Here is a 20,490-nt window from a genome sequence, read left to right as displayed (position 1 = left end):
ATTATGTAACAATATGTGTTCAACCATGGTTATACATATTATTATAATTTGGGTCTCCTAAAATTGGGTCGTGCCTCCGTATTGCAGTTTAGAGTAAATAGTCTATAATCCTCAAACAGTAATAAGAGAGAATTATAGTTAAGGAGTTATGGCAAAAATAGATGTTAAGTGTAGATATTGTAACAACACAGAAGAAGTAATAAAGTCAGGATATTCAATTTCAAAACAACAGAGATATCAATGCAAGCGGTGTAATCGATATTTTCAATTGGAGTATATTAATAATGCATCTAAGCCTGGAGTTAAGGAGCAAATAGTAGAAATGTCAATCAACGGCTCTGGAGTTAGAGATACAGTAAGAGTATTAAAAGTGGGTATCAATACAGTTATCCGTGTTTTAAAAAAATCTAGTATTAAAAAACAATAAATCATTCTATCAGTACAACAGAAGTAATTATTGCTCCTGAGATAGATGAACAATGGTCTTATGTACAGAATAAATCCATACAACGATGGCTTTGGTATGCCTTGGATAAGATTTCGTTAAAAGTAGTTGCTTATACGTTTGGTACAAGATGTGATAGCACATTAGAATCATTACTGAAAAAACTAGAGAATTTCAAGGTGACTTTTTACTATACAGATGGATGGGGGAGTTATGCTAGGTTATTAGACCCTAAAAAGCATATTATCAGTAAAAAATACACTCAACGGATAGAACGAAGTAACTTGAACCTTAGAACGAGATGCAAGAGGCTTGCACGTAAGACAATCTGCTTTTCCAAGTCATTGGATATTCATGATAAGGTTATTGGTACTCTTATTGAACGTATAGCTTTTTAATAGGCGTAACTGCAATATGGAGGCATGACCCTACCACCATACATAGATTGCTTGAAATAGACCCTGCCTACGGAGGATTTAAACGTAATGAGGATTCACCATTACTATGCGATTATTTAGTAATAGATGAAGCTTCAATGGTAGATATATCGCTATTTCATGCATTATTAAAAGCGATGCCATACACTTCAGCATTACTAATAGTTGGTGATGTAGACCAACTACCTTCTGTAGGTGCTGGGCAAGTACTCAAGGATATTATTAATTCTAACGTTATACCGACGGTCAAGTTAACTGAAATATTTAGGCAAGCTGCAACAAGTAATATTATTATTAATGCACATCGAGTGAATGATGGTATCTTACCCGATCTTCATGTAATAGTTGAGATTTAATCTTACATTTAGTAAAATTAAGATAATATTAAATGGAGGATTAGAGATGAATCTAAATCAAAAAATAATAAAGCCAAAAATAGGATTACTAGAATTAGCTAGGAGTCTTGGTAGTATATCGTCAGCATATAAAGCTATGGGTTACAGTAGAGACAGTTATTATAGGTTTAAAGAGTTATATGAAACAGGAGGAGAAGAAGCATTATATGAGATTAGTCGGAAGAAGCCAATTATAGCGAATAGAGTTGATCCTGCCGTAGAGAGAGCAGTATTAGATATGGCAATAGAATACCCTGCTTATGGTCAGCTGCGAGTATCAAATGAGCTTAAAAAGACTGGTATTCTTGTATCACCTGGAGGAGTTAGATCTATTTGGCTACGTAATGATTTAAATAATATCAATAAAAGACTTAAAGCATTAGAAGCCAAAATGGCTCAGGATGGTATTGTTCTTACCGAAGCTCAGTTACAAGTATTAGAGAAACGGCGTAGCGAGAAAGAAGCTCATGGTGAGATTGATACACAGCATCCAGGTTATCTAGGATGCCAAGACACATATTATGTAGGTAATTTTAAAGGCATAGGCAAGGTATATTCTCAAGTGTTTATTGATAGTTACACTCGGGTTGCAGAGGCTAAACTATATACTGATAAAACAGCACTTACCGCTGCTGACATGCTTAATGATAGAGTGTTACCATGGTATGAGAGTCAGCAAATACCAGTACTTCGTATTTTAACTGATAGAGGTGGTGAGTATAAAGGTAATATAGAACATCATGCTTTTGAATTGTTCTTAAGCATTGAGGGTATTGAGCATACTACTACTAAAGCATATTCTCCTCAAACAAATGGTATGTGTGAACGTTTTAATAAAACTATGAAACAAGAATTCTTTGATACTGCTATGCGTAAAAAGATCTATACTGATCTTGATGATCTACAACTAGATCTTGATATTTGGCTAGAATATTATAATAATGAAAGACCGCATTCCGGTAAATATTGCTATGGAAAAACACCTATGCAGACTTTTATGGATAGTAAAAAGTTAGCTGTTGAAAAGAATAACGAAATCTTATATCTTGAATACTCATCTGACAGTCATAACTTATCAGACATTCAGATATAATTTTTATAATGTCTGTAAGATTAAATCTTGACTTCTACACCTACTACGGTAGTTAATTTATTATTAGAACTAATGAAAGAGTTTGTAGTATTGCTTGTTACTACGCTCCCCTCGCAATAATTATCATTTATATTTTGATGTTTTACTTGTAATAAGGAATGCCAAGTACCAAGATCGTTCCAAACAAAATCAGCTTTTATCATGACCATTCCCGAAATATATTCCATTATAGCATTGTCTATAGAAATTGCTTCGATTTCATTATAAGCCTCATCGTCTATTGCCAAACTTTTCTCATTTTTTATAGCAGTATTAAATGCTTTTTCTGCAATACAAAATAAATCAGGTTGAAGGTTCATTGCTAAGTTTAAGAAGAAGTTAATATCGTATACAAAAATGCCTGAATTCTAAAAATATTCATTACTTTGAAAATGTTTTTTTGCTTGCTCTAATATAGGTTTTTCAATGAAATGATCAACTAGATAAACATTTTCTGCAATTGATAATCCTGCGTTTATATAGCCATACTCGGCACTTATAAAATTTATAGGAATGCCTATAGTGCAAATACCGAATTCATTAACATAATGTAAAGCTTTATTTATAGTATTAAGATAATTTAGATTATCCGCTATATGATGGTCCGAAGGTAGTAACGCTACGATATCAAACCCTTGTGCTTTAGCTGATAATGCCGTAATAATGGCACAAACAGCAGTATTTTTTTGTAAAGGCTCGGTAATTAATTCTATCTCTACATCTATTTCTGCCGCTTGTTCTTTAGTGATTGATTCATATTTTTTGGAAGTAATAATAGTAGGTTGTCCTAGAAATTTATTTCGGTTTAATGTTTGCTGAAGTAAAGTTAGATCACTCAATATTTTTTTAAATTGTTTCGGTTTATCCTTAGATGGTAAGGGTCATAGTCTTTTACTGCTACCCCCTGCTATAATCACCGGCTCTATTCCCGTATATTTACAACTATTAATTGAATAAACAATAGAGAGTTTTATAAATAGTTTTAAAAAATATGTCAAGTAAATTCACTATATTGACAGGTCCTACAATAAAAAGTACTTCTGCCTGAATGTTTTGTCTTGATAATAGTGCTAGAGCAGTTTAAACAATTTTGTCTTTCTCTGCCGTAACCGTAAGCTGCTGGGTAAAATAACCGAGCCTGTTATCACCGTTTACAAAATCTTTAAGGGTAGCGCCGCCTGCAGTTATAGCTTTAGCTAATACCTCTCTAATCGATTTAATTAAATTTTCTATTTCATCATCCCTTAAATTGCTACCTAATTTATCCGGATGAATTCTAGCTAAATAAAGACTTTCTGAAGCGTAAATATTGCCGACTCCGACTATAATTCCATTATCCATAATTAAATTTTTTATCGGTATTTTTCTAGTAATTAATTTGCTTTTTAAATATTCCAGTGTCAATGAACCAGAAAAAGGCTCTACCCCTAAATTATTAAATAACTCTTTTTCTAGGAAGTGAGTTTTAAAATTATAAATCATTCCAAAGCGTCTAGTATCGTTAAAAATTAACTTTTCACCGTTACTTAAATCAAAAATTACATGATCGTGTTTTTTAGTTTTATAGTTAGAAGATTGCAGAGTAAATCTACCGCTCATACCTAGATGAACTATTAAAGAATAATCATTATTAAAATGTATAATTAAATATTTTGCACGACGCCTAACATCCAGTATATTAGTATTTGAGATTTCTGTAGCTAAAAGCGGGGATAGTTTATAACGTAAATTATCTCTTTTTAACTCTACATTTTCTATAATAAGCCCAATTAACTTATCTTTTAGAGAGTTTTTAAGAGTTTCTACTTCAGGAAGTTCCGGCATTTGATACTAATATTTATAATAAAAAACTATGAACCAAACAAATTTTGGCTTTAAAAAAGTAGATTACACTAAAAAACAAAGGTTAGTAAATAGCGTTTTTTCTAATGTCGCCGATAAGTATGATTTAATGAATGACTTAATGAGTTTTGGATTACATCGCTTATGGAAAGAGGAATTTATTAGGCAAATTCCAAATCTTAATTCTCATATATTAGATGTCGCTAGCGGTAGCGGTGATATCGCTTTAAAGCTTGCTAAAAAAGCAAGAGATAGAGGCAATAATACTGCTTTAACTTTAAGCGATATAAATGAAGAGATGCTAAAGAATGCTAAGAAAAAAGCAATTGATCTTAATTTATTTCAGAACCTTAAATTTACTGTAGCAAGTGCAGAAGAATTGCCTTTTTCAGATAATAGTTTTGATTATTATACTATAGCATTTGGTATTAGAAACGTACCTGACATTAATAAAGCTTTAAAAGAAGCTTATAGAGTTCTGAAACCGATGGGTAAGTTTATATGCCTTGAGTTTTCAAAGGTAAAAGAAAGTTATTTTAAAGATTTTTATAAATTTTATTCATTTAGTATTATACCTACCATCGGTCAGGCAATCACCGGTAATAAAGAGGCATATGAATATTTGGTCGAAAGTATCGAGTTATTCCCCTCACAAGACGAGTTTAGAATAATGATCAAAGAAGCCGGCTTTGAGGAAGTCGGTTATAAAAATTTGAGTGGCGGAATAGTTGCTATTCACAGTGCGTATAAGATATGATAAGTAATTTTTTGAATTTAATACGTATTTTTCGTATCATCAGTAAAAAACGAATCCTAATTGATTCAAGAAGCCCTAAATATTTCAGGTTTGTCGGTTATATATTAGCTTTATTTACTGCTCCGTTATCATTATTTAAAAAACCGCATGAAGATTACGGCAAACGCTTAATAGATTGTTTAAGTGGACTTGGACCTATTTATATAAAATTCGGACAAACTCTTTCGACAAGACCCGATTTAGTAGGAGCAGAGATAGCAGGTTATTTAAGATTACTGCAAGATAAATTACCTCCGTTTGATGGTGGGGTGGCGAGGAAGTTGATAGCATCATTGCGAGGAGACATTTATGTCGACGAAGCAATCTCAGCAAGTAAGCAAAAGATTGCCACGCATTCTACGAATGCTCACAATGACGCCCTCCCTTTCCTACATTTCGACGACCATCCCATTGCCGCAGCATCAATCTCGCAAGTACACAAAGCACAACTCACAACCGGTGAATATGTTGCGGTGAAAATTCTGCGTCCTGGTATTCATAAAAAATATAACAGAGATATTAAGCTGCTATATTTTCTTGCAAAAATTATCTCAAAATTCTCTAAAGCAAAAAGGCTAAAACCTATTAAAGTAGTTGATAAATTTCATGAAACTATGAGATTTGAACTTGATTTACGGCTAGAAGCGGCAGCTTCTTCTGAGCTTATGGATAATATGCGAAATGATATTAATGTGATAATCCCTAAAATATATTGGGACTTAGCATCAGAAAATATACTAACTACCGAGTGGTTAGAAGGAACTTCTATATATGATACTTCGCTGCTAAAAGAAATGGGATTAGAGCCTGCAAAAATAGCTCAGAATTTCGCCGTAATGTTTTTCAATCAAGCCTATAGAGACGGGTTTTTTCATGCTGATTTACATGCAGGCAATATTTTAGTGAATAAGCAAGGTAAGATAATTTTACTTGATTTCGGTATTATGGGCAGACTTAAAGAAAAAGATCGTTTAGCTGTTGCTGAAAGTCTATTCGGTTTTTTAAACCGTGATTATAAATTAGTCGCCAAAGTACATTTAAGAGCCGGCTACATCCCATCAAATACCGATTTAGATTTATTCGCTCAAAGTTGTAGAGCAGTTACTGAACCTATAGTAGGGGCACCCACAAAAAATATTTCCATAGGGAAGCTGCTTGCACATTTATTTAAAATCACTGAAGATTTCGGCATGGAAGTACAACCGGAGTTATTGTTATTGCAAAAGACTTTGATAATGGTTGAAGGGATAGGCAGGCAGTTAGACGGTAATGTTAATATGTGGCAACTCGCCGAACCTTGGATTAAAAAATGGGCAGTGAAAAACTTAAGCCCTGAAGCGAAGTTGCTACGACTAGTAAAGCATTACTTAGATAGCCTAAGGATATTGTTTGACATATAATAAATTATTAATATTATAGCCACATATATTAAAAAATTTATTATTATGAAACTAAAAGATTTATTTATTAAACATGCTATTAAAACTCCTTTTTTGGTTGATTGTAAAAACGATAAAATAGTATTTCCTTCAGATAAAGAGCAAGAATACAAAAATAGACTAAAAGAAAAAATAGACGAGGAAGAGTTTGAAGGATTAACGGCTTCAGATAGAATAATTCAATGCCCTGAAAACTTAGAAAATATAGCTTTAGTAAATATAGAAAAATATCCTGATATATCGCTTATAGCAGCGACATTTCTTAATGATATACAACGTGAATATTATATAATCCATATAGATATCGATAATAATATTAAATCGATTTTGCATTACTCACAAATATATTGTATCGGTGATACAGGGGGGCGCCGGTTGAAGTTTTAAAACGCGAGTACAAGTTTGGTACTATACCGCCAGAATCTTTGCCGAAAATCACGGAATTATGGCCTAACCCTTATTACTACGACTGGATTCAGGAAAATAAAGAGCATAACAACCCGGATATAGACCCTCAGGTAAGGGAGAATATTGTTTCATTATGTGGAAAGGTTAATATGGATTTACCGGCAAATGGTGATGCAGAAGAGGGAGCGGCTGAAGCTTTAAAATGTGAGTATAATATCAGTGCTATAGAGCAAAAACCTTTACCGAAAATAATGAAATTATACCCTGACATGGAATTAGAGCCTGATCCTGATTACTACTACCACCGGATTCAGAAAAATGAAAAGTATAACAACCCGGATATAAATTTTCAGGTAACGAAGAATTACAGTAAAAAACCATTGCAAGATAACCATGACTTTAAAAATTAACAAAAATTAAAAAGTAAAATTTTATAAGTCTTTAAATAATTATAGTAAAATAATATTAAGTTCTTACGTACGTTTTCTAATTGATTTGCTATTTTGAGGTATTTTTTAGCGAAAATTAATAAAATTTTTGAAGGAATAGTTATTCATATTTCAAAAAAATTTTATAATTTGCAGCAAAAAATAACCAAAATTGGATCTTTTTAGAAAACGTACGTAAGAACCTAAATTATATAAAGGTATTTAAATGTCTAAAAGCCAAGAGCAGGAATCCAATGATAATATAAGGCAACAGCTTGATGAAGAATATAAAAACCTTTCTTGGGTTGTAGCTGGATGGGCAGCTATTGGGGCTGAAACAGGTAACAAAAAATATGATGAGTTAAATAAACAATATCTAGATCTTAATAAAGATAATTTAGGTATAATACAAAGTGTTATCCAAGCAGTCGGAATGTCCCTAGTGCATTGCAATTTACCTGGGAGGCTTCTCAAGTTTTACCTGATCTTGCACTGGAGCTTAATAACCTCAGAAAAGCGAGAAGTGCTACCACTAATGTAGATTCTATTGAAGCCGGTTGCAAGATAATAGCAGATGCAGAATCGCTTGTAAAAAAATGCGCTTCTGTTTTACATTCCGAAACTATATCTAATAGCTCAAAAGAAACTATTTTACAATCTAAAGTTATCTCATATTTTCTCACATCTATTTTAAATAAGAGGTTTAACAAGATAACAAAAAACTTTCAAGCTTCCGAAACAGAAAAAATAAATATATTAGACAAAATAAGTCCTAAATTTGTCAGAGAATTATCTACCCTAGGAGTAGATTTAATATCTAAAGCGCTAGAAAGCGATTTAAACCCAAAACTACAAGAAATATATAAGAATATTAAACAAAAAAACGAGTCATCTCAAGGTGTTATATTAAAAAATATACATGACATTATTACTTCAGACAAAGTAAAGCCCCTTCTTAATCACGATTTAGTACAATTTTTAAAAAATCCTGATAATCAAAAGGAGTTAGTTCAGATTACGGAAAATATAATAAATAATAAAGCACAAAAAATCGTTAAACCTGAATTAATTGCAAATACAGTAGCACTACTTGCAAATTCTAGCGAAAAATTAATTGAAAGTACTCCTTCAGCTATAAAAGCTTATAGTCAGCTTAAAGAAAATCAACGTTGGACTAAAATTAACCTAAATATGAAAGAGTTAGATACTGAAACTAAAAAAGAGTTATTAAAAGGAAAAAACCTCAAATAGTAGAGTTAGTTGAAAATGCCAAAAAAATTGGTCGTGCCTCCGTATTGCAGTTTAGAGTAAATAGTCTATAATCCTCAAACAGTAATAAGAGAGAATTATAGTTAAGGAGTTATGGCAAAAATAGATGTTAAGTGTAGATATTGTAACAACACAGAAGAAGTAATAAAGTCAGGATATTCAATTTCAAAACAACAGAGATATCAATGCAAGCGGTGTAATCGATATTTTCAATTGGAGTATATTAATAATGCATCTAAGCCTGGAGTTAAGGAGCAAATAGTAGAAATGTCAATCAACGGCTCTGGAGTTAGAGATACAGTAAGAGTATTAAAAGTGGGTATCAATACAGTTATCCGTGTTTTAAAAAAATCTAGTATTAAAAAACAATAAATCATTCTATCAGTACAACAGAAGTAATTATTGCTCCTGAGATAGATGAACAATGGTCTTATGTACAGAATAAATCCAGACAACGATGGCTTTGGTATGCCTTGGATAAGATTTCGTTAAAAGTAGTTGCTTATACGTTTGGTACAAGATGTGATAGCACATTAGAATCATTACTGAAAAAACTAGAGAATTTCAAGGTGACTTTTTACTATACAGATGGATGGGGGAGTTATGCTAGGTTATTAGACCCTAAAAAGCATATTATCAGTAAAAAATACACTCAACGGATAGAACGAAGTAACTTGAACCTTAGAACGAGATGCAAGAGGCTTGCACGTAAGACAATCTGCTTTTCCAAGTCATTGGATATTCATGATAAGGTTATTGGTACTCTTATTGAACGTATAGCTTTTTAATAGGCATAACTGCAATATGGAGGCATGACCGAGGATTTCAAGGTGACTTTTTACTATACAGATAGATGGGGGTGTTATGCTAGGTTATTAGATGTAATAGTTGAGATTTAATCTTACATTTAGTAAAATTAAGATAATATTAAATGGAGGATTAGAGATGAATCTAAATCAAAAAATAATAAAGCCAAAAATAGGATTACTAGAATTAGCTAGGAGTCTTGGTAGTATATCGTCAGCATATAAAGCTATGGGTTACAGTAGAGACAGTTATTATAGGTTTAAAGAGTTATATGAAACAGGAGGAGAAGAAGCATTATATGAGATTAGTCGGAAGAAGCCAATTATAGCGAATAGAGTTGATCCTGCCGTAGAGAGAGCAGTATTAGATATGGCAATAGAATACCCCGCTTATGGTCAGCTGCGAGTATCAAATGAGCTTAAAAAGACTGGTATTCTTGTATCACCTGGAGGAGTTAGATCTATTTGGCTACGTAATGATTTAAATAATATCAATAAAAGACTTAAAGCATTAGAAGCCAAAATGGCTCAGGATGGTATTGTTCTTACCGAAGCTCAGTTACAAGTATTAGAGAAACGGCGTAGCGAGAAAGAAGCTCATGGTGAGATTGATACACAGCATCCAGGTTATCTAGGATGCCAAGACACATATTATGTAGGTAATTTTAAAGGCATAGGCAAGGTATATTCTCAAGTGTTTATTGATAGTTACACTCGGGTTGCAGAGGCTAAACTATATACTGATAAAACAGCACTTACCGCTGCTGACATGCTTAATGATAGAGTGTTACCATGGTATGAGAGTCAGCAAATACCAGTACTTCGTATTTTAACTGATAGAGGTGGTGAGTATAAAGGTAATATAGAACATCATGCTTTTGAATTGTTCTTAAGCATTGAGGGTATTGAGCATACTACTACTAAAGCATATTCTCCTCAAACAAATGGTATGTGTGAACGTTTTAATAAAACTATGAAACAAGAATTCTTTGATACTGCTATGCGTAAAAAGATCTATACTGATCTTGATGATCTACAACTAGATCTTGATATTTGGCTAGAATATTATAATAATGAAAGACCGCATTCCGGTAAATATTGCTATGGAAAAACACCTATGCAGACTTTTATGGATAGTAAAAAGTTAGCTGTTGAAAAGAATAACGAAATCTTATATCTTGAATACTCATCTGACAGTCATAACTTATCAGACATTCAGATATAATTTTTATAATGTCTGTAAGATTAAATCTTGACTTCTACAGACATCTTAGTTGTAACTATGTCTACAAATCACACAGATGATAATGAGAGTCAGTAATATTATCTAGTAATACATCTAATTCAGATTTTTCTGTGCTTAAACTGTTATTAGTGAATGTTAAACTACACATAAGGATTTTTAGTTTTTACGTAAGTAAATCTAATAGGAATGCCTGGCATGTCAAAAGCCTCACGCATATTATTTACTAAATACCTGGTATAGCTATCGGTAATTTTTTCCGGATTATTGGAGAATAATTTGAAAGTAGGGGGGCGGGTTTTTGTTTGAGTCATATATTTTACACGCACTCTTTTACCGCCTTTTTGTAGAGGTAGTGGATGTGCTTCCGTAGTAAAATTAAGCCATTCATTTAATTTGCTAGTAGTTATTCTCTTATTCCAAATTTTATAGATTTTAAGACACGCATCTAAAACCTGCTCTATATTTTGTTTATTTATTGCTGAAATAAATAGAACGGGTGCGCCTTTAACCTGAGGCAGATGAGTATTTATCTGATAATAAAATTCTTCCTGAAATGCTTCTTTTTTGGATTCTTTAACTAAATCCCATTTGTTCACTACTATAACTATACTTCTCCCCTCATTTACCACATGGCTTGCAATATTTAAATCTTGCTGTTTTAAAGGGGCTAAAGCATCAATCATTAAGATTACGGTATTAGCAAATTTAATAGAGTTAATAGCATCTGAAGCCGATAATTTTTCTAAAGACTCTGTAATAGTAGATTTTTTGCGGAGTCCTGCCGTATCGATTAATTTAATGTGATTATTTTTATATTGCCAATCAATTTCAATTGATTCACGAGTAATACCAGCTTCAGGACCGGTTAATAATCTTTCATCATTAATAAGAGCGTTTATAAAAGTAGATTTTCCGGCGTTAGGTCTGCCACTAACTACTATCTGCAAACAATCTCCTTTAATTGGATCGGCTATATTTATCTCGATTGATTCTTCTTCAGGTAACTTGGCAATAATTTCGTCATATAAATCAATTAAGCCTGTGCCATGCTCGGCAGAGATAGCCACCATACTATCAAACCCTAATTTGTAGTATTCTTTATCAAAATCAAAAGCTTTCTCGCATTTATTAACTATCAATATAGCAGGCTTATTATATTTTCTAACAAAGCTACCAAGTAGCTTATCACCGGGCAATATTCCGCTTCTACCATCAACCATAAAACAAATTAAATCTGCCTCTAAAATTGCTTTAGTAGTCTGTTCCATTAACCTTTCTCCCATACTATCAGGATTCTCTTCAAGTCCTGGGGTATCAATTAATAAAAATTCAAAAGAGCCGATTTTGCCTTCTGTATATTTTCTATCCCTAGTGACGCCCGGCAAATCGTGAACAATAGCTTTTTTATGTATGCTTAATCTATTGAAAAGGGTTGATTTGCCTACATTCGGACGACCAACTAAAGTAATGATTTTCTTAGTCATTATTAATATATTATTATGGTTAAGAGAACTAATAATGCTCCGATAAAACCTACTATATTTGCTATTATAATAGGTGTATTTTTTATTAATATGCCGTATATAAGCCAACTACAAAGAGCAATAGCACTTATAGTAAAGGCGGGCATAGAAACAGAAGCCGAAGATTTGCAGGTGCAAATCTTATGAGCCTGTACATAAAACATAAAATTGCCGATTGTACCGACAATCGTCATATATCTTTCGTAAAATTTCATGAATTTTGGAGACATATGTTTATTTCTTATTTTTGCGTCATTGCGAGGAGTGAAGCGACGAAGCAATCTCAGGAGTTTGTTATTATCTCATGAGATTGCCACGCAGCCTATGGCTCCTCGCAAGACCTTGTTGCGTAGATATAAAAAAAGTAGCTGCGAACTAAGAAAAGTAGTAAATCGACAAAAAACTTAACCACAAGTGTGTATGTCAAAGCTACAAAAAGTTTGCAACTGGAAAGAATATAACAGAAGTTTAAAGAAAAGAGGAACAATAATTTTCACATTTTGTGAAGAATATTTAAAAGAGTTATATTATGGAGGGGAACAGAGGCAAGGAGGAGCGAGAAGATATAATAGCAAGATGTATGAATATTTGCTAACAATTAAGCTGTTATTAAGATTGCCATGGCGAGCAACAAGCGGATTTGCAGAAGGAATGTTTAGCAAAATATTTGCGGGTAAGGATTTAAGAATACCGGATTATGCCCATGCATCAAGAATCGCTAGTAAGCTAAAGTTACGAGTAAAATATGTAATAGTTGAGATTTAATCTTACATTTAGTAAAATTAAGATAATATTAAATGGAGGATTAGAGATGAATCTAAATCAAAAAATAATAAAGCCAAAAATAGGATTACTAGAATTAGCTAGGAGTCTTGGTAGTATATCGTCAGCATATAAAGCTATGGGTTACAGTAGAGACAGTTATTATAGGTTTAAAGAGTTATATGAAACAGGAGGAGAAGAAGCATTATATGAGATTAGTCGGAAGAAGCCAATTATAGCGAATAGAGTTGATCCTGCCGTAGAGAGAGCAGTATTAGATATGGCAATAGAATACCCCGCTTATGGTCAGCTGCGAGTATCAAATGAGCTTAAAAAGACTGGTATTCTTGTATCACCTGGAGGAGTTAGATCTATTTGGCTACGTAATGATTTAAATAATATCAATAAAAGACTTAAAGCATTAGAAGCCAAAATGGCTCAGGATGGTATTGTTCTTACCGAAGCTCAGTTACAAGTATTAGAGAAACGGCGTAGCGAGAAAGAAGCTCATGGTGAGATTGATACACAGCATCCAGGTTATCTAGGATGCCAAGACACATATTATGTAGGTAATTTTAAAGGCATAGGCAAGGTATATTCTCAAGTGTTTATTGATAGTTACACTCGGGTTGCAGAGGCTAAACTATATACTGATAAAACAGCACTTACCGCTGCTGACATGCTTAATGATAGAGTGTTACCATGGTATGAGAGTCAGCAAATACCAGTACTTCGTATTTTAACTGATAGAGGTGGTGAGTATAAAGGTAATATAGAACATCATGCTTTTGAATTGTTCTTAAGCATTGAGGGTATTGAGCATACTACTACTAAAGCATATTCTCCTCAAACAAATGGTATGTGTGAACGTTTTAATAAAACTATGAAACAAGAATTCTTTGATACTGCTATGCGTAAAAAGATCTATACTGATCTTGATGATCTACAACTAGATCTTGATATTTGGCTAGAATATTATAATAATGAAAGACCGCATTCCGGTAAATATTGCTATGGAAAAACACCTATGCAGACTTTTATGGATAGTAAAAAGTTAGCTGTTGAAAAGAATAACGAAATCTTATATCTTGAATACTCATCTGACAGTCATAACTTATCAGACATTCAGATATAATTTTTATAATGTCTGTAAGATTAAATCTTGACTTCTACATATACTCTAAGCGCTATATTGACTTTTTTTAATCTCCACGCAACAATGCTTACGCGGGAATGACGAGTTGGACAACCCTGACTACCCCTTAAAACTTGCAATTACCGGTATATGATCCGAAGGTTTTTCTTGAGTCCTTAAATTATAATCCATATAGCAATTTTCTAAATAGTCAATAGTATTATTACAACCAAGAATCATATCAATTCGCATACCTTTATTTTGTTCAAAACATCCGGCTCTATAATCCCACCATGAAAATTCTTGTTTACTCGGATGTATCAATCTATATAAATCCTCAAATCCGGAATTTAGAATAGTACGTAGTTTTTTTTGTTCAATTTCAGTAAAACAAGTAGTTTCAGCAAGAGCTTTAGGTGAATATACGTCTATATCGAACGGCGCAATATTGAAATCACCGCCTATGATAGTTTGTTCGTCAAAAGATTTTTTAGTTGATAGATAATTAATAAAATTATCATAAAATGCTAGCTTTGCTACAAATTTATCGCTACCGACAAATGAACCGTTAGGAGCATAGAGAGAGATTATATTACAAAACCCTATAGGTAATGATAATTTTATTTCTAAGAATCTTGCTTGATCACTGCAGTAATTATTCGAAAAATCCTTAATCATTTCATCGGCAGGAAATTTTGAAATTATAGCAACACCGTTATATGATTTTTGCCCGTGAACATAAAAATTATAAGGTAGATCGGATAATTCATCAAAAGGAAATTTTTCGGTTTCGCATTTTATTTCTTGCAATAATAAAATATCCGGATTTTCTTTAGATAAAAAATTATGCAATAAATTAAGTCTTGTTTTTATGGAATTAATATTCCAAGTAGCTATCTTCATGTTTGTTTTTCTATGTCTTCTAATTTTTCATTACGGAATCGCCACTCAAGAAAACCAAAATGATAGACTAAGAGACTAGTAATAAATGCTCCGGAAATTACTATAATCATTGAATATTTTATTGTATGATAATTTGGATTACTACCATACATATCTAATAATACGCTAAAAGCTATACCCCATAATATAGTGATTTCAATATTAACGCCTCTTGGTACCTTCTTAATTGAATTTTCTTTCATAATAAAATCTCGTAATATTGCACCACAATTAGCCGTAATGAAAGCAAAAAACGGTCCCCAAAAACTTAGAGGCTCAATTTTGTGAATAATAACCATTGTAACTCCTATAATTATAAAAGTTGCTTGTCCGAATGAATCGCAAATTGCTACTATATTATTTAATGATTGTTCTAAATAATTATCTTCAGCAATCTGCTTATTATAATAGCTGAATAATTTAATAATTGTAAAACCGAGTAAAACTACTACAAATATGTAATAGAAATAAGAAGGAGTAAAGTAGAAGTTTAAATGTCCGGTATCATGGTTTACTATTAAATCTAACATTATACAGCTCCTAACAGATGGTAATACCGCAAATAAAAATGTACCGAATAAAGTACTATTTTTTCTGCTACTCAAAATAATTCCCGAAAAAGCAAAAGCAAGGCAACCAAGTAAACCTATAACATGGCACCAACGAGAATCTATAGATTTAGGCAATAGAATATGATATATATGTCTTAATAATTTTTTTATACTTGTTACTTGCAAGAAAATCATCTATCGCAAAATTAAATTGTTCAACTATATTTAAAGATACGGTTTTTTTGCTAAACATTAAATGTAGGGGAGTTTTAATATTTAAGGGAACTTCTAATATATTCCTGTCCATTGTTCTTCCTAAAATATTAACGGCACCGACAATTCGATCACTAATGAAACCATCAATTTCTTTCTTGATTATTCCGTTTATCAATTCCATATTATTTTGATATATTCTAATTATATCTTGATTTTTCTCATTATATAAAAACTCCGTAAATTTAGGTTCTCCGTATACAGTACCTTTCACTATTCTTAACTGAAGATTAAATAGACGTATTTGTGCTGCTAGTTCATTAACATTTTGGAAATTTAACTTTTTGGCAAGCGGTTCAATAATAAATAATGATAATTCTTCAAGACGATAAGGCTTTGAAAATAAGCATAGTTACTTCTCTCAGTAGTATAAGTAGCTCCTGCTGCCATGTCGGTATTTCCGCTTTGAATATCTAATTGATCCTGATACCAGCTATCTTGATTATACTTAATATTGATACCTATTTTTGCAGCAACAGCGTTAATTAATTCTATATCCATACCAGAAACGGTAGTATGACCGTTTGAAGTAGCAATTAAGTATTGGTAAGGCTCATTTATATACCGGCATTTATCAAAGTTTTTTATCGGCTGTCTCCTCGTATTCTAAAATTGCTTGTTGTTCGTTTGCACCTATGCTCAAAGCATAAAAATTTTTAGGAACGAGAAGTATAAAAATAAAAAGCTTTAAAGTTTTCATGGTTTGTATTTTTTTAAATTAACGTGTCATCCCGCGGCAATACTTTATCGTCATTGCGAGGAGCGAAGCGACGCAGCAATCTCATGAGGTAATACTAATTCCTGAGATTGCCACGCTCCTTTTAGTCGCTCGCAATGACGGTATTACGAACTACCTTAATTTCGCCGTCAGAAAATCTAATATTAAAAATTTTTTCATCTACAGCAGTAATTTTAGAAGATAAAAAATTACCCGTTTCTCCTTTAACTATAGCAAAACCTCGTTTTAATACGTTATTATAATCAAGGCTTGCAAGTAACGTACTATTTAATTCTAATTTATACTCAAAATTTTTCAAAGTATTATTTGCCGATTTTGATAGATAAGCTGTTTGATGTGTTAATTCTAATGTTTTGTAATTGAGTATTTTAGCAGGGTTAACTCTTTCTTTAGAAAAAGATTTAATCTTTGTTTCTTGTAGTTCAATAAAGCACGGTAAAGCATCTAGCAAATTAAAACCGGTTTCGTCCAGTAATTGTTGCTTATTATTCATATAGTGCGAGAGATATCTGTGTATTTTATCGTAATTTATTATATTTTGTTCGTGATATTTAATTAACCCGCTAGTATTATTCAATAATATTTTTTCATAAGATTGTAGAGTATTATTGAAAACAGACCGTACCGGTACAGCAAATTCTGCGGCAGCAGTCGGTGTTGGAGCTCTTTTATCGGCTGCTAAATCTATTAAAGTATAATCCACTTCATGACCTACTGCGGAAATAATAGGAATTTTTGAATTATAAGCGGCACGTACTAATATCTCATCGTTAAATGACCAAAGATCTTCTATAGAACCGCCGCCTCTAGCAACAATTATAACACTTGGTTTATTTATCTCTTCTAAATTGTTAAATCCTTCAATTGCTTCAGCAATTTCATTGCCGGAATTTTCGCCTTGTACGCTAACCGGCCATATTATTATCCGAGTTGGAAAACGTTCGCGAATGCGATGAATAATATCTTTAATAACAGCACCGGTTATTGAAGTGATAACGCCTATTTTATCAGGTAAAAAGGGTATAGGAATACGTATTTTATTAAATAGCCCCTCTTTTTCTAAACGAGCTTTGCGTTCATTTAGAATTTGCAACATAGCGCCAAGTCCTGCAGGCTGCAAATTATCTACCGATAATTGATAGCGTGAATTACCTGCATAACTTGAAAGCTTGCCGCTAATCACCGCTTCCATACCGTCATTTAAAGGAAATTTGATTTTAGCAAGAATAGGACGCCAGCAAGTACAAGCTAAAATAGCGGTATTTTCTTTTAAGTTAAAATAAGCATGACCTGAGCTTGCTATTTTTAAACCTGAAATTTCTCCTTTTACCTTAATATAGCCAAAATTATTTTCTAATAATTCTTTGATTTTATTAGAAATCTCACTAACTGAAAACTCTTTGGTTGCTTGATTTGCAATGAAATTGTCTAGCATTTTATTCTTGGTTTTTTGGGGCTGAGAGTAGTGCATTATTCGTCATTGCGAGGAGAAGCTATAAGTTTCGACGAAGCAATCTCAGGAAGTTTGACGAGATTGCCACGTCGATGCTACGCATATCCTCGCAATGACGTTACCTCAATAGAATAACCTTGCTACTCTCAAAAGAGCAAGCAAAATTTTTTATTATTTGATATATTACTAATAGCTTGCTATTATTTTTTACTATTAAAATATATTTATTAATATAAATGCTATTGCGAATAATATGCTTGCTTATTATCATAATATTTTCTTTGGTAAGCTTTGCCGATCTTTCTAAGAATGGTCAGAATATTAAAATTAGTAATATGATAGCCGACTTCGTAGAGTATAACGAAAGTCAGGATTTGATATATGCTAAAGGTAATATAAGAATTATCACGGATGAGTATTTATTAACGGCAGATAATTTACTTTATGATATAAAAAATGATATTTTATGGGCAGAAGGTAATATCCGAATTAAGGATAAACAAAACAGAATAATAGAGGGTGATAAAGTAGTTTTAAAAGACGAATTTAAGAAAGGGATTATATCGGAATTCATTTTACTTTCCGGTGATAATAATCTTTTAATTGCTAAACTTGCCGAAAGAATAGACGAAAATAATCTTAAGCTGCACCATGCCGAATTTACCCCTTGCGATGTTACTTGTAATAGAAACCCTATTTGGCAAATTGCTGCTAAGGATACTTATATTTACTCTGAAGAACATAGAGTAGTTTATAAAAACGTGTTTTTTGAAGTATACGGCGTACCGATTTTTTACTTACCGTATTTTTTTCATCCGACTCCTACGGCCCCTGCAACTTCCGGATTATTGGTACCTGACGTCAAAAATAAAGGGTTTGGTATACCTCTATATCTACGTGCAAAACCTAATATGGATTTTACTCTCACTCCAAGGATTTTTAGTAAATATCAAACTTATGAGCTAGAAGCACGTGATCGCCCGAATGATACCGATAATATGAATTTTCAAGGTAGTTACGGTAAATTACCGTATTTTCTAAAAAAAGACGGAAATATAGTAAAAAATAAAAATGCTTCTTCTTATCATTATATAGCAAGCGGTAATTTTATTAGTACCGATAAAGTTTATGATTACGGCTTCAGGGTGGAGCGTACATCGGATAAAGCTTATTTAAAAAATTATTATAATAACTACGCTTCATATTTAACTTCTAAAATATTCTTAAACAAAATTCATGAAGCTGATTATTTTTCGGCGGAAGGATTAAGTTTTCAAGGCTTAGGTAGTAATGATAGTAAATATACTGACCCGTTAGTATTACCGAAAATCAATACAAAAAACGTGATAAATTTGAATGATAATGAAAACAGCCATATCGTTGTTGAAAATAATACGTTAATGTACAAAGAAAGAATAGGGAAACAAGTCGCTAGAACCTCTTTGCAACTATCCTTTATGCAGAATGTGCTTACTTCTTCAGGGCAAATTTTTGATTTTGTAGCAAAAGATAGAGGTGATTTTTATCTTGCTAGACGGGCTTATTTAGATAAGACGAGAGAAAGTAAATCATTTCAAAGGAATATACCGGAATTGCAAACCTTATGGCGTTATCCGTTAGTAGGTAATACAACAAAAACGATAAATTTACTTATTGAGCCGGTAGTTTCTTTTACTATAGGACGTAAACTATCTAAGAAAGATAAAAAATTTGTTATAATTGATCCTGCTAAATATGAATTATCCGAAAAGAATATCTTTTTATCAAATCGTTATAGCGGTATTGATTGCCATGATTTCGGTAATAGATTAAGTTACGGCTTAAATACTAGTATCGCTAAAGAAGAAAATTATTTAAAATTATTTTTAGGACAGTCACGTAATACAAGATATAGTATAGATTTGCCTGCGGATGATACGGAAAATGTAGGACAGATTCTAGGTAATCTTTCTAATAATTTAGAAGTGTTTTATAGCTTTCGGAAAGATAAATATTTCAGACCTATTAGAGATGAGGTGGGAGGAAATTTTAACTATGATAAGATTAACTTGCTAGGTAGTTTTATTCAGCTTACAAACCTTAAAAAATATTATTCCGTAGAAAGTATAAAGGTTTCAAATAATAGAGTACGACAATTTTATGGAGACATAAATTATCAGCTAGCGGAAAATTGGACTATAGGCTTTGGTGCACGTATTGACCTCTCTAGACGTTCTCCAAATTTACTTACTCGAACTATTAGGGTGACATATGCTAAAGATTGTGTTAGAATTACTGCAAAGATTTATTCCGATTATCTAGCCGATAGAAACAGAGGAATCACAAAGACTGCCTCTTCGCCGACTATTTCTATCGGTTTAAAGGTGCTAAATATGTGAGTTTAGCATTGTGCTTGTGTGGATAGCCGTCATTCCCGCAAGACCTTGTTGCGTAGATATAAAAAAAAGTAGCTGCGAACTAAGAAAAGTA

At 32.4% G+C, this 20,490-nt stretch carries 23 protein-coding genes and 3 pseudogenes; 14 read left to right on the top strand and 12 right to left on the bottom strand.

Going from position 1 to position 20,490, the window contains the following annotated elements; translation table 11 throughout:
- Positions 1–148: 148 nt before the first annotated feature.
- From AC0ODJ_RS08320 to AC0ODJ_RS08310, 3 genes are all read left to right on the top strand, one after another.
- A protein-coding gene (locus AC0ODJ_RS08320) for an IS1 family transposase (RefSeq protein ID WP_474464353.1) occupies positions 149–843 on the top strand; the annotation gives its coding sequence in 2 pieces (ribosomal slippage) (positions 149–422 and positions 422–843; 696 coding nt in all).
- Complete coding sequence (locus AC0ODJ_RS08315; protein ID WP_474466019.1) at positions 843–1,238, top strand: ATP-dependent DNA helicase; 396 nt, start codon at positions 843–845, stop codon at positions 1,236–1,238. Before AC0ODJ_RS08320 ends, AC0ODJ_RS08315 begins: the two co-directional genes overlap by 1 nt.
- A 46-nt stretch (positions 1,239–1,284) precedes the next feature.
- The gene (locus AC0ODJ_RS08310) at positions 1,285–2,370 is read left to right on the top strand and encodes an IS481 family transposase (protein ID WP_121834048.1); all 1,086 of its coding nucleotides are present in this window, start codon (positions 1,285–1,287) and stop codon (positions 2,368–2,370) included.
- A 20-nt stretch (positions 2,371–2,390) separates the two neighbouring features.
- Here AC0ODJ_RS08310 and AC0ODJ_RS08305 read toward each other — a convergent pair whose 3' ends face one another.
- The 3 genes and pseudogenes from AC0ODJ_RS08305 to mutM all read right to left on the bottom strand — a co-directional run bounded on the left by AC0ODJ_RS08305 (position 2,391) and on the right by mutM (position 4,233).
- Positions 2,391–2,729: a hypothetical protein gene (locus tag AC0ODJ_RS08305; protein ID WP_474465963.1), complete on the bottom strand. Its 339-nt coding sequence runs from the start codon at positions 2,727–2,729 to the stop codon at positions 2,391–2,393.
- Positions 2,730–2,777: 48 nt separating this feature from the next.
- Positions 2,778–3,335: pseudogene (locus tag AC0ODJ_RS08300) on the bottom strand (sugar phosphate nucleotidyltransferase); the annotation flags it as partial.
- A gap of 68 nt (positions 3,336–3,403) precedes the next feature.
- Positions 3,404–4,233: pseudogene (gene mutM, locus AC0ODJ_RS08295) on the bottom strand (bifunctional DNA-formamidopyrimidine glycosylase/DNA-(apurinic or apyrimidinic site) lyase).
- A gap of 28 nt (positions 4,234–4,261) precedes the next feature.
- Between mutM and ubiE the strand changes: the two are divergent.
- The 8 genes from ubiE (at position 4,262) to AC0ODJ_RS08255 (ending at position 10,622) form a co-directional block, all read left to right on the top strand.
- Complete coding sequence (ubiE, locus tag AC0ODJ_RS08290) at positions 4,262–5,008, top strand: bifunctional demethylmenaquinone methyltransferase/2-methoxy-6-polyprenyl-1,4-benzoquinol methylase UbiE (RefSeq protein ID WP_218459771.1); 747 nt, start codon at positions 4,262–4,264, stop codon at positions 5,006–5,008.
- Positions 5,005–6,447 carry a 2-polyprenylphenol 6-hydroxylase gene (ubiB, locus tag AC0ODJ_RS08285; RefSeq protein ID WP_218459770.1) on the top strand — a complete coding sequence of 481 codons (1,443 nt, stop codon included), beginning with the start codon at positions 5,005–5,007 and terminating at the stop codon, positions 6,445–6,447. The genes ubiE and ubiB overlap by 4 nt, the downstream gene beginning before the upstream one ends.
- A gap of 45 nt (positions 6,448–6,492) precedes the next feature.
- Positions 6,493–6,873, top strand: coding sequence for a hypothetical protein (locus AC0ODJ_RS08280; RefSeq protein WP_218459773.1), 381 nt, complete (start codon positions 6,493–6,495; stop codon positions 6,871–6,873).
- Positions 6,874–6,911: 38 nt separating this feature from the next.
- A complete protein-coding gene (locus tag AC0ODJ_RS08275) occupies positions 6,912–7,304 on the top strand; it encodes a hypothetical protein (protein ID WP_256621150.1) in 393 nt (130 codons plus the stop codon).
- 244 nt (positions 7,305–7,548) lie between these two features.
- Positions 7,549–7,863 carry a hypothetical protein gene (locus AC0ODJ_RS08270; RefSeq protein WP_256621148.1) on the top strand — a complete coding sequence of 105 codons (315 nt, stop codon included), beginning with the start codon at positions 7,549–7,551 and terminating at the stop codon, positions 7,861–7,863.
- On the top strand, positions 7,770–8,573 hold the full coding sequence (locus AC0ODJ_RS08265; RefSeq protein WP_256621149.1) for a hypothetical protein: 804 nt from the start codon (positions 7,770–7,772) through the stop codon (positions 8,571–8,573). The genes AC0ODJ_RS08270 and AC0ODJ_RS08265 overlap by 94 nt, the downstream gene beginning before the upstream one ends.
- 111 nt (positions 8,574–8,684) lie before the next feature.
- A protein-coding gene (locus tag AC0ODJ_RS08260; RefSeq protein ID WP_240466735.1) for an IS1 family transposase occupies positions 8,685–9,379 on the top strand; the annotation gives its coding sequence in 2 pieces (ribosomal slippage) (positions 8,685–8,958 and positions 8,958–9,379; 696 coding nt in all).
- Between the two features lie 157 nt (positions 9,380–9,536).
- Complete coding sequence (locus AC0ODJ_RS08255) at positions 9,537–10,622, top strand: IS481 family transposase (RefSeq protein WP_121834048.1); 1,086 nt, start codon at positions 9,537–9,539, stop codon at positions 10,620–10,622.
- A gap of 161 nt (positions 10,623–10,783) precedes the next feature.
- On the opposite strand, the gene der is transcribed toward AC0ODJ_RS08255, so the two are convergent.
- Positions 10,784–12,127: a ribosome biogenesis GTPase Der gene (gene der, locus AC0ODJ_RS08250; RefSeq protein WP_218460389.1), complete on the bottom strand. Its 1,344-nt coding sequence runs from the start codon at positions 12,125–12,127 to the stop codon at positions 10,784–10,786.
- A gap of 2 nt (positions 12,128–12,129) precedes the next feature.
- A complete protein-coding gene (locus AC0ODJ_RS08245; RefSeq protein WP_218460390.1) occupies positions 12,130–12,396 on the bottom strand; it encodes a SemiSWEET family sugar transporter in 267 nt (88 codons plus the stop codon).
- 190 nt (positions 12,397–12,586) lie between these two features.
- Here AC0ODJ_RS08245 and AC0ODJ_RS08240 point away from each other — a divergent pair, with 190 nt between their 5' ends.
- Complete coding sequence (locus AC0ODJ_RS08240; RefSeq protein WP_474465942.1) at positions 12,587–12,931, top strand: transposase; 345 nt, start codon at positions 12,587–12,589, stop codon at positions 12,929–12,931.
- 46 nt (positions 12,932–12,977) lie between these two features.
- Positions 12,978–14,063, top strand: coding sequence for an IS481 family transposase (locus AC0ODJ_RS08235; protein ID WP_121834048.1), 1,086 nt, complete (start codon positions 12,978–12,980; stop codon positions 14,061–14,063).
- A 120-nt stretch (positions 14,064–14,183) separates the two neighbouring features.
- Here the strand turns inward: AC0ODJ_RS08235 and xth are convergent, their stop codons facing one another.
- The 7 genes and pseudogenes from xth to AC0ODJ_RS08200 all read right to left on the bottom strand — a co-directional run bounded on the left by xth (position 14,184) and on the right by AC0ODJ_RS08200 (position 18,292).
- The gene (xth, locus tag AC0ODJ_RS08230) at positions 14,184–14,966 is read right to left on the bottom strand and encodes an exodeoxyribonuclease III (protein WP_218460727.1); all 783 of its coding nucleotides are present in this window, start codon (positions 14,964–14,966) and stop codon (positions 14,184–14,186) included.
- Positions 14,963–15,691, bottom strand: a complete 729-nt coding sequence (locus AC0ODJ_RS08225) for a trimeric intracellular cation channel family protein (protein ID WP_474465956.1) — start codon at positions 15,689–15,691, stop codon at positions 14,963–14,965. The genes xth and AC0ODJ_RS08225 overlap by 4 nt, the downstream gene beginning before the upstream one ends.
- Positions 15,684–16,043 carry a hypothetical protein gene (locus AC0ODJ_RS08220; RefSeq protein ID WP_474465954.1) on the bottom strand — a complete coding sequence of 120 codons (360 nt, stop codon included), beginning with the start codon at positions 16,041–16,043 and terminating at the stop codon, positions 15,684–15,686. Before AC0ODJ_RS08220 ends, AC0ODJ_RS08225 begins: the two co-directional genes overlap by 8 nt.
- Before the next feature lie 62 nt (positions 16,044–16,105).
- Positions 16,106–16,330 carry a transporter substrate-binding domain-containing protein gene (locus AC0ODJ_RS08215; RefSeq protein WP_474465952.1) on the bottom strand — a complete coding sequence of 75 codons (225 nt, stop codon included), beginning with the start codon at positions 16,328–16,330 and terminating at the stop codon, positions 16,106–16,108.
- A gap of 73 nt (positions 16,331–16,403) precedes the next feature.
- Positions 16,404–16,529: a hypothetical protein gene (locus AC0ODJ_RS08210; protein ID WP_474465950.1), complete on the bottom strand. Its 126-nt coding sequence runs from the start codon at positions 16,527–16,529 to the stop codon at positions 16,404–16,406.
- A 121-nt stretch (positions 16,530–16,650) separates the two neighbouring features.
- Complete coding sequence (gene xseA, locus AC0ODJ_RS08205) at positions 16,651–18,003, bottom strand: exodeoxyribonuclease VII large subunit (protein WP_474465948.1); 1,353 nt, start codon at positions 18,001–18,003, stop codon at positions 16,651–16,653.
- A gap of 81 nt (positions 18,004–18,084) precedes the next feature.
- Positions 18,085–18,292: pseudogene (locus tag AC0ODJ_RS08200) on the bottom strand (hypothetical protein).
- On the opposite strand from AC0ODJ_RS08200, the gene AC0ODJ_RS08195 reads away from it, so the two are divergent.
- Positions 18,258–20,399, top strand: coding sequence for an LPS-assembly protein LptD (locus AC0ODJ_RS08195; protein ID WP_474465945.1), 2,142 nt, complete (start codon positions 18,258–18,260; stop codon positions 20,397–20,399). The pseudogene AC0ODJ_RS08200 and the gene AC0ODJ_RS08195 overlap by 35 nt on opposite strands.
- The last annotated feature ends 91 nt before the right edge of the window (positions 20,400–20,490 follow it).

The sequence above is a fragment of the Rickettsia senegalensis genome, from assembly GCF_056135685.1.
The sequence above is the reverse complement of the archived record's forward strand: the minus strand, read 5'-3'. Positions and strand labels throughout refer to the sequence as shown.

Coding starts and splice junctions, on each gene's coding strand:
- AC0ODJ_RS08310 (WP_121834048.1), top strand. CDS start 1,285: ATGAATCTAAATCAAAAAATAATAAAGCCAAAAATAGGATTACTAGAA.
- AC0ODJ_RS08305 (WP_474465963.1), bottom strand. CDS start 2,729: ATGAACCTTCAACCTGATTTATTTTGTATTGCAGAAAAAGCATTTAAT.
- ubiE (WP_218459771.1), top strand. CDS start 4,262: ATGAACCAAACAAATTTTGGCTTTAAAAAAGTAGATTACACTAAAAAA.
- ubiB (WP_218459770.1), top strand. CDS start 5,005: ATGATAAGTAATTTTTTGAATTTAATACGTATTTTTCGTATCATCAGT.
- AC0ODJ_RS08280 (WP_218459773.1), top strand. CDS start 6,493: ATGAAACTAAAAGATTTATTTATTAAACATGCTATTAAAACTCCTTTT.
- AC0ODJ_RS08270 (WP_256621148.1), top strand. CDS start 7,549: ATGTCTAAAAGCCAAGAGCAGGAATCCAATGATAATATAAGGCAACAG.
- AC0ODJ_RS08255 (WP_121834048.1), top strand. CDS start 9,537: ATGAATCTAAATCAAAAAATAATAAAGCCAAAAATAGGATTACTAGAA.
- der (WP_218460389.1), bottom strand. CDS start 12,127: ATGACTAAGAAAATCATTACTTTAGTTGGTCGTCCGAATGTAGGCAAA.
- AC0ODJ_RS08245 (WP_218460390.1), bottom strand. CDS start 12,396: ATGTCTCCAAAATTCATGAAATTTTACGAAAGATATATGACGATTGTC.
- AC0ODJ_RS08240 (WP_474465942.1), top strand. CDS start 12,587: ATGTCAAAGCTACAAAAAGTTTGCAACTGGAAAGAATATAACAGAAGT.
- AC0ODJ_RS08235 (WP_121834048.1), top strand. CDS start 12,978: ATGAATCTAAATCAAAAAATAATAAAGCCAAAAATAGGATTACTAGAA.
- xth (WP_218460727.1), bottom strand. CDS start 14,966: ATGAAGATAGCTACTTGGAATATTAATTCCATAAAAACAAGACTTAAT.
- AC0ODJ_RS08215 (WP_474465952.1), bottom strand. CDS start 16,330: ATGGATATAGAATTAATTAACGCTGTTGCTGCAAAAATAGGTATCAAT.
- AC0ODJ_RS08210 (WP_474465950.1), bottom strand. CDS start 16,529: ATGAAAACTTTAAAGCTTTTTATTTTTATACTTCTCGTTCCTAAAAAT.
- xseA (WP_474465948.1), bottom strand. CDS start 18,003: ATGCTAGACAATTTCATTGCAAATCAAGCAACCAAAGAGTTTTCAGTT.
- AC0ODJ_RS08195 (WP_474465945.1), top strand. CDS start 18,258: ATGCTATTGCGAATAATATGCTTGCTTATTATCATAATATTTTCTTTG.